This is a genomic window from Shinella sp. HZN7 (assembly GCF_001652565.1).
In the GTDB taxonomy this organism is placed as follows: Bacteria; Pseudomonadota; Alphaproteobacteria; order Rhizobiales; family Rhizobiaceae; genus Shinella; species Shinella granuli.
Map to the genome: position 1 here is coordinate 1,666,230 of NZ_CP015736.1, position 12,946 is coordinate 1,679,175.

The 12,946-nt window shown below is 59.0% G+C and carries 10 protein-coding genes and 1 pseudogene; 9 read left to right on the forward strand and 2 right to left on the reverse strand.

Translation table 11 applies throughout. From position 1 onward, the window contains the following. The first annotated feature begins 235 nt into the window (after positions 1-235). On the forward strand, positions 236-1,447 hold the full coding sequence (locus shn_RS08065) for an IS256 family transposase (protein WP_064329943.1): 1,212 nt from the start codon (positions 236-238) through the stop codon (positions 1,445-1,447). On the opposite strand, the gene shn_RS08070 is transcribed toward shn_RS08065, so the two are convergent. Next, positions 1,448-3,931, reverse strand: coding sequence for a hypothetical protein (locus shn_RS08070; protein WP_064329944.1), 2,484 nt, complete (start codon positions 3,929-3,931; stop codon positions 1,448-1,450). It lies immediately after the preceding gene. Positions 3,932-4,340: 409 nt separating this feature from the next. After that, entirely contained in the window at positions 4,341-4,973 is a 633-nt protein-coding gene (locus shn_RS34930; RefSeq protein WP_084437849.1) for a hypothetical protein, read from the reverse strand. Positions 4,974-5,167: 194 nt separating this feature from the next. Between shn_RS34930 and shn_RS08080 the strand changes: the two are divergent. The 8 genes and pseudogenes from shn_RS08080 to shn_RS08120 all read left to right on the forward strand — a co-directional run. Next, positions 5,168-5,911 (forward strand): annotated as a pseudogene (locus shn_RS08080) (recombinase family protein); the annotation flags it as partial. A 70-nt stretch (positions 5,912-5,981) separates the two neighbouring features. Then, positions 5,982-7,201, forward strand: a protein-coding gene (locus shn_RS08090) for an IS3 family transposase (protein ID WP_145925838.1) whose coding sequence is annotated in 2 segments (ribosomal slippage) — positions 5,982-6,318 and positions 6,318-7,201 — 1,221 coding nt in all. Because the reading frame shifts where the segments join, the coding sequence is not laid out codon by codon here. 91 nt (positions 7,202-7,292) lie between these two features. Next, positions 7,293-7,985, forward strand: a complete 693-nt coding sequence (locus shn_RS08095) for a hypothetical protein (protein ID WP_206362201.1) — start codon at positions 7,293-7,295, stop codon at positions 7,983-7,985. Then, positions 7,985-8,887, forward strand: a complete 903-nt coding sequence (locus shn_RS08100) for a plasmid partitioning protein RepB C-terminal domain-containing protein (RefSeq protein ID WP_064329946.1) — start codon at positions 7,985-7,987, stop codon at positions 8,885-8,887. The genes shn_RS08095 and shn_RS08100 overlap by 1 nt, the downstream gene beginning before the upstream one ends. Next, positions 8,880-9,815 carry a plasmid partitioning protein RepB C-terminal domain-containing protein gene (locus shn_RS08105; protein ID WP_064329947.1) on the forward strand — a complete coding sequence of 312 codons (936 nt, stop codon included), beginning with the start codon at positions 8,880-8,882 and terminating at the stop codon, positions 9,813-9,815. The genes shn_RS08100 and shn_RS08105 overlap by 8 nt, the downstream gene beginning before the upstream one ends. A 383-nt stretch (positions 9,816-10,198) precedes the next feature. Further along, the gene (locus tag shn_RS08110; protein ID WP_371328591.1) at positions 10,199-10,930 is read left to right on the forward strand and encodes a type IV toxin-antitoxin system AbiEi family antitoxin domain-containing protein; all 732 of its coding nucleotides are present in this window, start codon (positions 10,199-10,201) and stop codon (positions 10,928-10,930) included. Next, complete coding sequence (locus shn_RS08115; protein WP_064329949.1) at positions 10,917-11,834, forward strand: nucleotidyl transferase AbiEii/AbiGii toxin family protein; 918 nt, start codon at positions 10,917-10,919, stop codon at positions 11,832-11,834. The genes shn_RS08110 and shn_RS08115 overlap by 14 nt, the downstream gene beginning before the upstream one ends. A gap of 158 nt (positions 11,835-11,992) precedes the next feature. Then, positions 11,993-12,925, forward strand: coding sequence for an HNH endonuclease (locus shn_RS08120; protein WP_064329950.1), 933 nt, complete (start codon positions 11,993-11,995; stop codon positions 12,923-12,925). Positions 12,926-12,946: the final 21 nt, after the last annotated feature.

The following is a 12,946-nucleotide window of genomic DNA, read 5'->3' on the forward strand; positions in this document are numbered from 1 at the left end:
GAGGGAAATCTTTTCCGCTCGAAGTGCGTGAACAAGAGCCGCGTAGAACGTGGCGATATCATTCGGTGGACGAGCTTGGCGGTAGCGTCCGCGCAGATGGTGTAATTTCGGAGGCGCATTGAGGTGGAAACGGCGGTGGAGAATGGGCTGCCGTATTCGTTGAGCGCAAGGTGGGCACCGGGCCTGTCGGAGAAGGTGGAGTTGCAAAGCTTCAACCAGACCGAAAGGAACCCCGATGACCGACGATAGATTACCCCTTGCCGAGCTTGCCGCGAAGAGCGGCGACAGTGATTTTCTGCGAGCGATTGCCGAAAGCGTGCTGCAACTGATCATGGAAGCCGACGTTGACGGTCTGATCGGCGCTGGCCGCTATGAACGTGGTGACGGCCGCCAGACATGGCGCAACGGCTACCGCGACCGCTCGCTCGACACCCGGCTCGGCACGCTGAACCTGAAGATACCGAAGATGCGGCAGGGAGCCTACTTTCCCGGCTTCCTGGAGCCGAGGAAGATGGTGGAGAAGGCGCTGGTCGCCGTGATCCAGGAGGCGTGGATCAACGGTGTCTCGACGCGCAAGGTCGATGAACTGGTGCAGGCGATGGGCATGACGGGCATCTCCAAATCCTCCGTTTCCAAGCTCTGCAAGGACATCGACGAGCGGGTGAACGCCTTCCTCAAGCGCCCCCTTTCCGGCGACTGGCCATATCTATGGCTCGACGCCACCTATCTGAAGGTGCGCGAGGGCGGGCGCATTGTATCGGTGGCGGCGATAATCGCGGTGGCAGTCAACACGGACGGGAAAAGGGAAATCGTCGGCCTGCATATCGGCCCCTCCGAAGCCGAGCCGTTCTGGACGAGCTTCCTGCGCGATCTGGTGCGCCGGGGCCTCACCGGCGTCAAACTGGTGATCTCCGATGCTCATGAAGGGCTGAAGGCCGCCATCACCCGCATCCTCAGCGCGACATGGCAAAGGTGCCGCGTTCATGCAATGCGCAACGCGCTGGCCTACGTTCCCAAGGGCCAGCACACCATGGTCGCCGCCGCGATCCGCCAGGCCTTCATCCAGCCCGACCATGACAATGCCGTCCAGACCTGGCGGCATGTCGCCGACCAGCTCCGCGTCAGATGGCCCAGGCTCGGCACCTTCATGGACAACGCCGAGGCCGACGTGCTGGCCTACATGGCCTTCCCCGCGCAGCACCGCACGAAATTACATTCGACGAATCCGCTGGAGCGGCTGAACAAGGAGGTGAAGCGCCGCGCCGATGTCGTCGGCATCTTTCCCAACGAGGACAGCATCGTCCGGCTCATCGGCGCGGTCCTGCTCGAAGCCAACGACGAATGGCAGCTGCTCAGCCGATACATGCAGGTCGAGGCGATGGCCGAGCTGAATCCATCGACAGTCGAGGAGGAAACCACACTTCAAATTACACCCAGAGCCGCCTGATCATGACGGCCCGGAACCACACCCGAAATTACACCAACTTGACGGACGCGGCCGAGCTTGGCCCTTCAACTCCTCGATTGCGTTTAGCATGACGGCGGTGGAGGGGCGCTCCTGACATCCTAGGCGCATGTAGAGTGCATGATTTCGGCCCGCGACGATCCTGCTGTCATTTGCTGCACAGATTCGGTTGACCTCATTGTCGAGGAACAAATCTCGCGGGGGTGCCAGCCCGCCGGCGCGGGTCGTTAGGATTGGAATTGCCCTCAGTCGTTTCACTACGCCAGGGGTGAGATACTGAATGTTGTTCTTGAGTAGGGCTTCAAAGGCCGAAGCTTTTCCCGGCTCATTGGTGAGATGCTCCGCGAAATCCACGAGATCATTGCCCGTTAGCTTCTCCCGCAATCGAAGCGCAGCTAGTAAATTTGTGCGCTTGGCCACGGCAGGCGCAGGCGCGTGGATGGTCGGCGAGAGGAGCTGAGCCTGTGCGGCTGGGAGGACGACCATGTCGATGGGCGCTGTCCAGCCGCCACGATGATCACGGAGCACAGGGCTTGGCTTGATTGCCGCGATAAGCGACCGGCTGAGGGTTAGATCAGCGGAGAGTAGGTGATTGTATAGTTTCTGGCGCTCCTCTTCGTCGATCGTGCCAGTCCGTGCGCGCTCGGCGGCGGCACGCACCCAATTGTCGAGATCGAACGGCGTGCAAAGATCGGTCAGTGCTTTCTCGCCGTTCAACGAACGGTGTAGTCGCGTAGCGAGCGGTGCTTGGCAAATGTCCCAGATATCGTCTTCAACCACCACTAGCGTATCAGCCGCCTGCAGAGACCCATCGGCGGCCAAGGTCGACTTGGTGAACCGCAAATCCCGTCGGTTTTCATTTGATAGCCGCCGGCGTACAGCGGCTATAGCCTTGGCCATAGTGCGTTGTCGCTGCAGGTCTGAAAGCGTACTAGCATATTCTGAAAAGTGAAGGTTTGCGTCGTCCTTCGGGACCTTAGTTGCCAAGCCGGACAGATCCTTCCCAGCGCAGCGCAGGCGGATCATGGAGTTGCGAGTGAAGGGTTTGGCCCCACATTGCCGCACGAAATCACGTAGCTCGGGGACATCAGCCAAATCTGTACGAAGGTATCGTGATGCCGACAGCAGAGCTGCAAAGGTTGGATCCTCAGGAAGGACGAGGTCTGCGGCCTTTGCAAAGCGGCCCGATAATGAGGTTGGCCAGCATGCTTCCTCCTCGAGGTGCCTCCTCAAAGCAGACGCAAACGCTGCCGGCTTCGCCTCCGTGATACCCCTTATCGCGAGAAAGGCGTCTGATCCAAATCGGGCAATCCAGTCACCGGTTAACAATGCCACTGTTAGCTCGGCCGCCTGGCTCATCAGCCAGTTGTTCCACTCGCAGTCCAAGAGGGCCGAGCGATCCGCTACAAGCTCGAAGGGTGCGCTCACGCTTACGACGGACCCGGTTGCAGAGCTTGGCGCTTGTAACGGGTAAAAAAAGCGACCGGTGATAGTGAGGTCGGGGCGCTTAAGGCGAATGGGAAGCGAAATTCCGATCCGGGCGGTGCCTCCTGCCGCCGCGTAATAGGATCCTATAGCTTGATCGGCGAATTTCGCCGGCACCGGCACCGTGCGGGTGAACTCGATCTCCTCGAATCGCCGGGTTGCTGGCTTTCCGCCTCGGTCGGCTCGATCAGTCAGTCTACCGACCCGCCGAAGGGCGCTCACGCCCAACACTTTGCAGGGCTCGGGTTCGACGTCTTGGCGCCACGACAGGGTCCGCTCCTGCCGGTCAGAGCGCAGAGTCATCTCACGGATTCCGCGCTTTCGCCCCGGGAGCGCCAGCTTGACCATCGTCGCGAGGAGTCCGCTCGCCATCTTGTCAAAGGTTTCGGCCTCGCGTTCGGGCGTAAATGGTTGCAGCTTGGCGAAAGCCTTTGTGCGATAAGGGACGTGGATGCTGACGCCACGCTGTCCCTTCGATCCGACATCGGTTTCGATTTTTGTGGCCAACCGAATGAGATTCTGAACGGCGCGTCGACCGTTCGAACGAACATAGATCCGGTCACCGAAGAGAAAGAGTGATCGAAGGCCAAAATTCTTCGAGCCAATCCCATTTTCTTTTGGCTTGATCTCCGCGCCGCTTGTGTCGCCGGCCACCCTCCCGGTGCCGATCACAACATCTAGGCGCTCCCACCCCTTCTTGTTGATGGGCCTGCCAGAGCCCGAAATGGACAACTGGTCGGTTCCAAACGTCACGGCCATAACGTCGCCGTTGGCATCGAATTCATTCTGGACGAGCTCGCGCAACACGTCCGTCGGGTCGTGCCCGAGCACGAACTGATCAATGATGCTGCCGCCGATCTTGGTCTCGTAGCCGGCGTCGCTATCGTCGGGTGGAGACCAGTTTTGATGGGTCGGAGTTGCCGTCGTCGATACCGGTTTGGCTCGGCGCCTGCTGTTGGGAATTGAACCGGAACCTTCCATTCATCTCACTTGTCTTCGATGCAGACAGCGCTGATCTTCTTCGCTGCCAGAGGAATCTAAGGCGATCTGAATAATCGCTATTGGCTTGTACTTGAAAGATACTCGTGCGGTCCACATGTGCGTTAAAGGGGCGGCGAGGGGCCGGCCCCGCTGAAGGGCGCTGCCTGCGCACGAGCGGGAATGTAATTCCCTTCTTACGCAGCGCATAGGGAGCTATTTGTCTTGCCGACTGTCAGCGTCAGGCCTAATGATCTTATCGAGAGTTAGGAACAATGGTGCGGACACGGCTTCTCCTAAGGTCATGAAATTGTGCAACAGCTTGTTGCACAATTTTGAATGGCGGACCTTCACCGAGGCTGTGTGATTTACTCGCAATTGATGCTGAGCCGTGCATATCGTTGCGTTTCTCTTATCTAGGTGTTCGCCGGTATCGTCCTTTCCGGCGTGATCCGACATACTCAAGCAACTGGGCTTTCTGAAGAGCGCCTATGTCGCGTCGGGCGGTTTTCAGGCTCACCTGCCATACCGCTACGATCTCCCTAGCTCCGCACCGGCTTCCTTCTGCGACTCGAGCCAGAAACCAACGTTGTCGATCATTGAGTTCTATCGGATCAGGGACATTTATAGGGTCGCGTTCAAGGACACGTTCAGGGTCATTTTTTTGCGCAGCCGTTGCCGGTCCAAATCCAGCGGCTTCGCCGGCGGCGTAGGCTTCTCTGGCCTTGGCAAGCGAGAGGCGATCTACCGGAGCGGTGAGCGGATTTGCTGCTGGGCTTTCGATCAGACCGAGAACGAAGGCCCTGATGACTGGTGATGAGATCACGAGACGTAAGAAATATACTGTATCAGGGCCGTGTTGGGCCGAGAGCCAGTGCTTGACGGTTCTCTCGCTTGCGCCCGTCTGGCGCATGAGTTGCTTGATCGCGCGATGGCTATCGCCGTGCTCTTTGCGCAGCAGCCCGGCAATAGTCTTGGCATAGGCCTCACGTCCTCCAAGAACGCCCGTCCATAGGGGTAATTTCCTGCCCTTTTTCGGCAACATCTTCCGCTTCCTCCGCAGTTAGACTGACTTCAGTGCGGAGTGGCGGCAGAGCCCCGTCATGCGCTGCGGCGGTTGGTCGCCCGGACCACCGCAGTCCGGGGTCGGAGGGGCGAATTTTGACGATCCGGAAACTTTACGACGATGATCAATCGGAGCAACCGGAGCGTCCTGTTCGGGCTGCCGAATACGTCCGCATGTCAACGGATCATCAGAAATACTCAACGGAAAACCAGTCTGATGCGATCCGGAAATATGCGACCGAGCGCGGGATTGAGATCGTTCGGTCTTATGCGGACGCGGGCAAAAGCGGTCTCAAAATCGAAGGGCGTGACGCACTTCGGCAGTTGATTGAGGACGTGCAGACTGGCGTCACGAATTTCACAATGGTCCTCGTCTATGACGTCAGCCGTTGGGGCCGATTTCAGGACGCCGACGAAAGCGCCTACTATGAATATATCTGCCGACGCTCAGGCATCTCCGTAGAGTATTGCGCCGAGCAGTTCGAGAACGATGGCAGTCCGATTTCGACCATCGTCAAGGGCGTCAAGCGTGCAATGGCCGGCGAATATAGCCGCGAACTTTCGACCAAGGTGTTCGCGGGGCAGGGGCGGCTGATCGAAAAGGGCTATCGTCAGGGAGGCCCTGCGGGCTTCGGCCTTCGACGGACTCTGATCGACGAGCACGGCGTCATCAAGGGCGTGCTTCAGCGGGGTGAGCATAAGAGCATCCAGACCGACCGCGTGATCTTGACCCTCGGCCCCGCGGAGGAAGTCAATCTGGTTCGCGATATTTACCAGGCATTTGTTCATCAGGGGCGCGGTGAGAACGAGATCGCGGCCGATCTCAATGAACAGGGAATCCCAACCGATCTCGGACGTCCTTGGACCAGGGGCACGGTCCATCAACTCCTGATCAATGAGAAATATGTTGGAGACAACTGAATTAGCCCCCGAAAGGCCCGGACATGCTCCCCCACTTAGCTAAGTGGGTAGGAGTAATGTTGGTAATATGACTGGTAGCAATTTTAAGATGGAAGTTCTCTCCGGGCCGGAACGTCGGCGGCGCTGGAGCACGGCAGAGAAGCTGGCGATCATTCAAGAGACCTACGAGGCGGACGCAACGGTGAGCATCGTCGCGCGTCGGCACGGCATCCAGCCGAACCAGTTGTTCGCCTGGCGCAAGCTGGCATCCCAGGGAGCACTGACGGCGACGGCCGCCGAAGAGGAGGTCGTTCCGGCATCCGAATACCGGGCGCTTCAGGCCCAGGTTAAGGAGTTGCAACGCCTGCTGGGCAAGAAGACGATGGAGAGCGAAATCCTCAAGGAAGCCCTCGAAATCGCCGGTGGCCCAAAAAAACGGATGTTGCGCTCGATCTCTCTGCCGAGAGGGATTTTGGAATGAAGACCATCTGCGAAACCTTGGGTGTCGCCCGCTCGAATATCGCTGCGCGTGCCACGGGTTCCGCTTCCAGAGCCAGAGGACGGCCGCCACTCCCGGATCGGGAGCTGGTGGAAGAAATCAGGGCCGTCATTGCCGACATGCCCACCTACGGCTATCGGCGGGTCCATGCCATCCTGCGCCGGAATGCCCGGAAAGACGGGCGTTCGTGGCCCAACGCCAAGCGCGTCTATCGGGTCATGAAGCTGCACAACCTGCTTCTGGTGCGCCACACCGGAGCGGTCGATGATCGCCGCCACGATGGTCAGGTCGCTGTCGAACGCTCCAACATCCGATGGTGCTCGGACGGCTTCGAGATCGGCTGCGACAACAAGGAGAAGGTCCGTGTCGCCTTCGCCCTCGACTGCTGCGACCGTGAGGCAATCGCCCATGTCGCCACCACGGAGGGCATCAAGAGCCAGGACGTGCAGGACCTCGTGATCACCGCCGTCGAGAACCGCTTCGGTCGCATCAACATGTTGTCCGAGCCCATCGAATGGCTCACCGACAACGGTTCGTGCTTCGTCGCCAGGGATACCGCATCCTTGCTCCGCGACATCGGCATGGAGCCGTGCACGACGCCCGTGCGCAGCCCGCAATCGAACGGCATGGCCGAGGCCTTCGTCAAAACCTTCAAGCGCGACTACGTCGCGGTGAACCCCACCCCGGATGCCGAAACCGTCATCGCGCAACTGCCGCTCTGGTTCGAGCACTACAACAATCTTCACCCGCACAGTGCTTTAGGATATCAATCACCGCGCGAGTTCATCAGCTCGCAATCTCAAACCTGAGCATGTCCGGTCTTTTGGGGGCAACTCCAACAACATATGGAACCGCCGTTCCTTCAAGCTGAAAAAGATGCGTGTCCGCAATGGGCCTGAGATGTGGATCAAGGCTCAGGATGCATTCGAAGCCATCGTCGAGCGCGAGCTGTTCGAGGCAGCCAGAACCATCATCAATGCGCGCTCGTTTCGCCTGAGTGACGATGAGATGCTGGAATCCCTAAGGGCGCTCTACCGGCGGAGAGGTCTGCTGTCGGGCATTGTCATTGACGAATGCGACGATCTGCCGTCCAGCAGCACCTATAGCTCTCGCTTCGGCAGCCTGCTTCTGGCTTACCGCCTCGTCGGGTTCACGCCGGATCGCGACTATCGCTACGTCGAAATCAATCGCGAGCTGCGCAAGCTACATCCCGGCATCGTCCGTGAAGTACTCGACGGATTACGCGCCACCGGCAGCGATGCCTGGCAGAATCCTCAGACCGACCGGGTTAACGTCAACGGCGAATTCAACCTTTCGGTAATAGTGGCCCGATGCTTCGAAACCTCGACCGGGCTTTTGCGTTGGAAGCCGCGCTTCGACACTTCCCTCGCACCGGATATCACCATCGTCGTCCGCATGGACCGCACCAACCGCGTGCCGCTCGACTACTACCTATTTCCGCGCATCGACATGCTCTCCGAGAAGCTGCGGCTGATGGAGGATAACGCCCTTAGTCTCGACGCCTATCGCTTCGACGACCTCGATCTTCTCTACGACATCGCAACACCCATTCCCTTTTCGGAGGCCGCTTGATGCCTGCCGTTCATCTAAATCGGATCGAAATGATTCCGATCTCCCGGATCACGGTCCTGAATCCACGCGCGCGTAACAAGCGTCAGCATCGGGAGATCGTGAACAACATCGAAGCCATTGGCTTGAAACGGCCGATCACGGTGAGCCGTCGTGAAGGGGCCGGTGGTCCAAGATATGATCTTGTCTGCGGCGAAGGACGGCTGGAAGCTTTTCAGATGCTCGGCCAAACCGAGATTCCAGCCGTGGTGATCGAGGCCAGTGAGAACGAATGCCTGGTGATGAGTCTGGTCGAAAATATCGCCCGTCGCACGCCTCGTCCCATCGATATCATGCGTGAGATCGGCGCTCTGCGATCGCGCGGATATAGCGACGCCGCGATTGGCGAAAAGATCGGCGTCGGGGCATCCTGGGTCAACATGATCGCTTCGCTCCTCGAACGCGGCGAGGAGCGTCTGGTGGCTGCGGTCGAAACCGGCCTCATTCCGATCACTCTGGCGATGGAGATTTCCAAGGCGGAGACGGAGGAGGCGCAGAATCTGCTCCTTGACGCCTATGAAACCGGCAAGCTGAGAGGCAAGAAGCTCGCCGCCGTCCGGCGCATGCTCGATATGCGTATGCGGAGCCAACGCAAGGGACTGTTACCGACTGGGCGCCTCGGCAGGAAGGCTAACAGCCGGCGACTGACAGCTGCCGATCTCATGGAGATTTATCAACGCGAAGCCGAAAAGCAGCGCCTCCTGGTCAAAAAGTCTGATTTTACCCAAACCCGACTGCTGTTCATCGTTGAGGCGCTGAAGGATCTGCTCGCGGAGGACGGCTTCGTCAACTTGCTGCGAGCGGAAGGACTGGCAACTATGCCTCGGGCACTCGCCGCTCGGGTATCGGGAGGCGATCATGACTGACGGGCCGAGAGATCAGGAAGATGGCCATATTCATCTGGCTTTCGACCGAGACTTCCTAAAGATTCCGGTAGCTGCGATCGTGCCGCTCAAGACGTTGCCGGACGGCGCCAGAGCGAGCCGGTCGTATTCGCAGGTTCTCAGTTCCATCAAGGCTATCGGCCTGATCGAAGCGCCTGTCGTCTTGGCGGACCCCAACAACGCAGGAACATGGTTTCTCCTCGACGGCCATCTCCGGTTGGAGGCTCTCAAGGAACTTGGCGTCACGGAAGTCGAATGCCTGCTCGCCACCGATGATGATACCTACACTTACAATAAGCGCGTCAACCGTATTCCGCCGATTCAAGAACATCGAATGATCGTGCGTGCCATGGAGCGCGGTGTCTCGGCTACTGACATTGCTGATGCCCTGAATCTTCAGGCCGAATCTGTTCTGCGGCGATTTAAATTGCTCGAGGGGATCAGTCCCGAGGCGGCCGAGATGTTGAAAGATACACCTTGTTCGATGAAGGTGTTCGACATTCTGCGTCAGATGTCCGCAGTCAGGCAGATCGAGGCCTCCGATCTGATGATCGGTCAGAACAATTTCTCGATCATGTTCGCCCGTGCGATCCGCGCGGCCACGCCCGATAATCAACTTGTTGCCGCAAAAAAGGGAAAGGGAGCGGCAGTTCCCACCCCTTCCGGTCAGCAGATGGCCCGCATGGAGAGAGAGCTGGCGGCGCTTCAGACTCAGGTAGAGTCGGTTGAAGAAACCTATGGCATCGACAATCTGCATCTGACGGTGGCACGCGGATACATCGCCAAGCTTCTTGCAAACAATCGCGTCGTTCGCTGGTTGGCGACCCATCAGCAGGATTACCTGAGCGAGTTTCAGAAGATTGCAGAGATCGACATGCTCGGCCCGATCGGCGAAGCCCCGGACGCCTGAACAGAAAACGGGGACCCGGACCCGATAAGCGCGGGGACCATGGGAGAAGCCGCACTGTGAGGCGGATCAAGCATGGTGGTGGGAATGGCGGCGAACCCGCATGAAGCCCACTAGGCCGGCCGTCATATGGTCGGCCGCATGTGGGATTGTTACGTCGCATGATGTGACGGGCGAGCCGGGGTGCCGTCCGGCTCGCCCGTCGTTTGTCGCTTCCCTCTGGCGCCAGTTTGAATATTGCGTTTTTATACCTACCATTGATGGGTCGAAAGCGCGTAACTCCGAACTTGCCCCGCAGTTTGGACTCATGCTATTTTCACCCACTAATGGTAGGTCAAAAAAACGAAAAGATAAACCAACTTCATCGCCTGCTCCCCGAGGGGCTGGTGGTTGACACCGCTTGGCTGGAAAAACACGGATACCGTCGGCAGTGGCGCGAAAAATACGTAGCGCAAGGCTGGCTCGAAGGTGTCGTTCGTGGCGTCTATCAGCGACCGACCGGCAACGTTGATCAGGCGATAGCCTGGCAGCGCGTGATCATCTCGCTCCAGCGACTTCTGGACAAATCCGTGCACGTGGGCGGCCGCAGTGCCCTCGAGCTACAAGGCCTGACGCACTACCTCCGCTTTTCTGGCAAGCCAGAAATCCACCTCTATGCCTATGGCAGTCTGCCTGGCTGGGTCGAGCGGATACCGACCGACGCTCAGTTCGTCGAACACAAGGCAGAGAAGCTCTTCGATGCCGACGCACCTGGAAGGACACGCATCGTGTGGGGACATTGGGGATGGGAGCTCGATGTCTCCGCGCCCGAGCGCGCGCTTTGCGAACTTCTTGACCTGCTCCCGTCCCGGGAGACGTTCCATCAGGCCGACGTCCTAATGGAGTCGGTCCGCACACTGAGCCCGAAGCGGGTTCAGGCCGTGCTGGAAGCGTGCCGCAGCGTAAAGGTGAAGCGGCTGTTTCTCTGGTTCGCCGAGCGGCACGCCCATCCATGGTTCGGCCGGCTCGATCTCAAACGTATCGACCTCGGTCATGGCAAGCGTCAGATCGTGGTCGGCGGTCGACTGGACAGCAAGTATCAGATCACTGTGCCGGAGACACTCGATGCCGGCGTCTGAAGCCTATCGCGCGCAAGTCAGTCTCCTCGTTCGGGTTCTGCCGCTTGTTGCAGAGGAGAACGTCTTTGCGTTGAAGGGCGGCACGGCCATCAATCTCTTCGTCAGAAACCTTCCACGCCTGTCGGTCGATATCGATCTGACCTATCTGCCGGTCGAGGATCGCGCGACGTCCCTCGCCAATATCGATGCCGCCATACGACGGATTGCTGCTCGAATAGCCGAGAATGTACCGCGTAGCCGCACCCAGGCCGTGCCGTTGCACAGCGAAGGCGCTGCAACAAAGGTGCTGGTTGCCTCCGACGGCGTGCAGATCAAAATCGAGGTGACGCCCGTCATTCGTGGCTGCGTCTACTCTCCGGAGACACGGGCGGTTTGCGACCGGGTTGAAGAGCTCTTCGGATATGCCGAGGTGCCCGTTGTGTCCTTCCCGGACCTCTATGCCGGCAAGATCGTCGCCGCCTTGGATCGGCAGCATCCGCGAGATTTGTTCGATGTCAGGGATCTGCTCGCGAATGAGGGAATATCCGATGAGCTGCGGCGTGCCTTCATTGTCTACATTCTAAGCCACAACAGGCCGATGGGCGAGGTCTTGGCGCCGACGCGCAAGGATTTGCGCCACGAGTTTGACGCGGGGTTTGCCGGCATGACGGAAGAGCCCGTGACCCTCGAGGCGTTGTACGATGCTCGTGAAGCTTTAATCGCCGAGGTCGTTGGCAAGATGCCTGCCGAGCACCGGCGCTTTCTTCTCTCCTTCAAGGCCGGCGAGCCAGATTGGGACTTGCTTGGCGTGCCTGGAGCCGCGGACTTGCCGGCGGTGCGCTGGAAGATCGACAACTTGGCCAAACTTTCGGAGGGCCGACGCGAAAAGCTACTGTCTAATCTCAGGCGGGTGCTCGCGACATGAGATACGGAGGACGCATTGGGAACGCCGAAGTGAAAAGGAACAAGACGACGATCTGCAGGCTTCGCTCCGCAGTAGTTGGCTCTCGGGCTGCGGCGCTGACAATGTGGATTGCCAGAACGTCGGCGCTTCAAAACACAGCCGAGCTGAGAGGCTAGACCATGGTCCGTCTCTTCGTCGGTGTTACGGACAAGGCCTGGTTCGATCAGTTGAGCGCCTCTGTTCCACATGACGAAGTCAATTTCTGGCAACCCAGCGGGACGACGCAGTTTCGCGCGCTTCAGCCCGGCGAGCTATTCCTCTTCAAGCTGCATTCGCCAAACAACTTCATCGTTGGCGGCGGCATCTTCGGTCACGCGTCAATCGCGCCACTGTCTCTGGCCTGGGAAGCCTTTGGCCTTAAGAACGGCGTTTCCAGTCGCTCTGAAATGCGGGCGCGAATTGCGAGCTATCGCCGGGATCCAATTGCTCTGGATGATAAACAGGATCCCGTCATTGGTTGTCGAATACTGACCCAACCGTTCTTTTGGCCGAGGGAGCTCTGGCTGCCTGTTCCGGAGAGCTGGTCGCCAAACATCGTGACCGGCAAGGGATTCAGCGCGGAGGAAGGGGATGGGCAATATCTATGGTCAGCAGTCACAGAGCGATTGAACACGGTTCCTGAGATTCGCAATACAGAGCCGGTCATGGCTGAGCGCTTCGGCAAGCCGACGCTGATCAAGCCGAGATTAGGGCAGGGCGCGTTTCGCCTGACGATCACCGATAGCTATGAACGCCGTTGCGCTGTCTCGGGTGAAAAGACCCTGCCGATTTTGGATGCCGCCCACATCCGCGCTTTCGAGGCCGGCGGAGAGCACGCCGCTTCGAACGGTTTGCTCCTTCGCACTGACATCCACCGGCTTTTCGACCTCGGATATGTGACTGTCTCGACGGATGGCCGGTTCGAGGTCAGTGGCCGCTTGAAAGCTGACTTCGATAACGGTCGGCATTACTATGATCTTCACGGAACGCCCATTCGCCCTCCCAAGAACCGCCATGCGGCGCCATCAGTCGACGCCCTGTCGTGGCATCGAGAGCATCGGTATCTGGGATGAACACTTCTCTCACCCCTTTGC

Excerpts from the sequence above, each read along its gene's own strand:
- shn_RS08105 (WP_064329947.1), top strand. The coding sequence starts at position 8,880 with ATGACTGACGGGCCGAGAGATCAGGAAGATGGCCATATTCATCTGGCT.
- shn_RS08065 (WP_064329943.1), top strand. The coding sequence starts at position 236 with ATGACCGACGATAGATTACCCCTTGCCGAGCTTGCCGCGAAGAGCGGC.
- shn_RS08100 (WP_064329946.1), top strand. The coding sequence starts at position 7,985 with ATGCCTGCCGTTCATCTAAATCGGATCGAAATGATTCCGATCTCCCGG.
- shn_RS08095 (WP_206362201.1), top strand. The coding sequence starts at position 7,293 with ATGTGGATCAAGGCTCAGGATGCATTCGAAGCCATCGTCGAGCGCGAG.
- shn_RS08070 (WP_064329944.1), bottom strand. The coding sequence starts at position 3,931 with ATGGAAGGTTCCGGTTCAATTCCCAACAGCAGGCGCCGAGCCAAACCG.
- shn_RS34930 (WP_084437849.1), bottom strand. The coding sequence starts at position 4,973 with ATGTTGCCGAAAAAGGGCAGGAAATTACCCCTATGGACGGGCGTTCTT.
- shn_RS08120 (WP_064329950.1), top strand. The coding sequence starts at position 11,993 with ATGGTCCGTCTCTTCGTCGGTGTTACGGACAAGGCCTGGTTCGATCAG.
- shn_RS08115 (WP_064329949.1), top strand. The coding sequence starts at position 10,917 with ATGCCGGCGTCTGAAGCCTATCGCGCGCAAGTCAGTCTCCTCGTTCGG.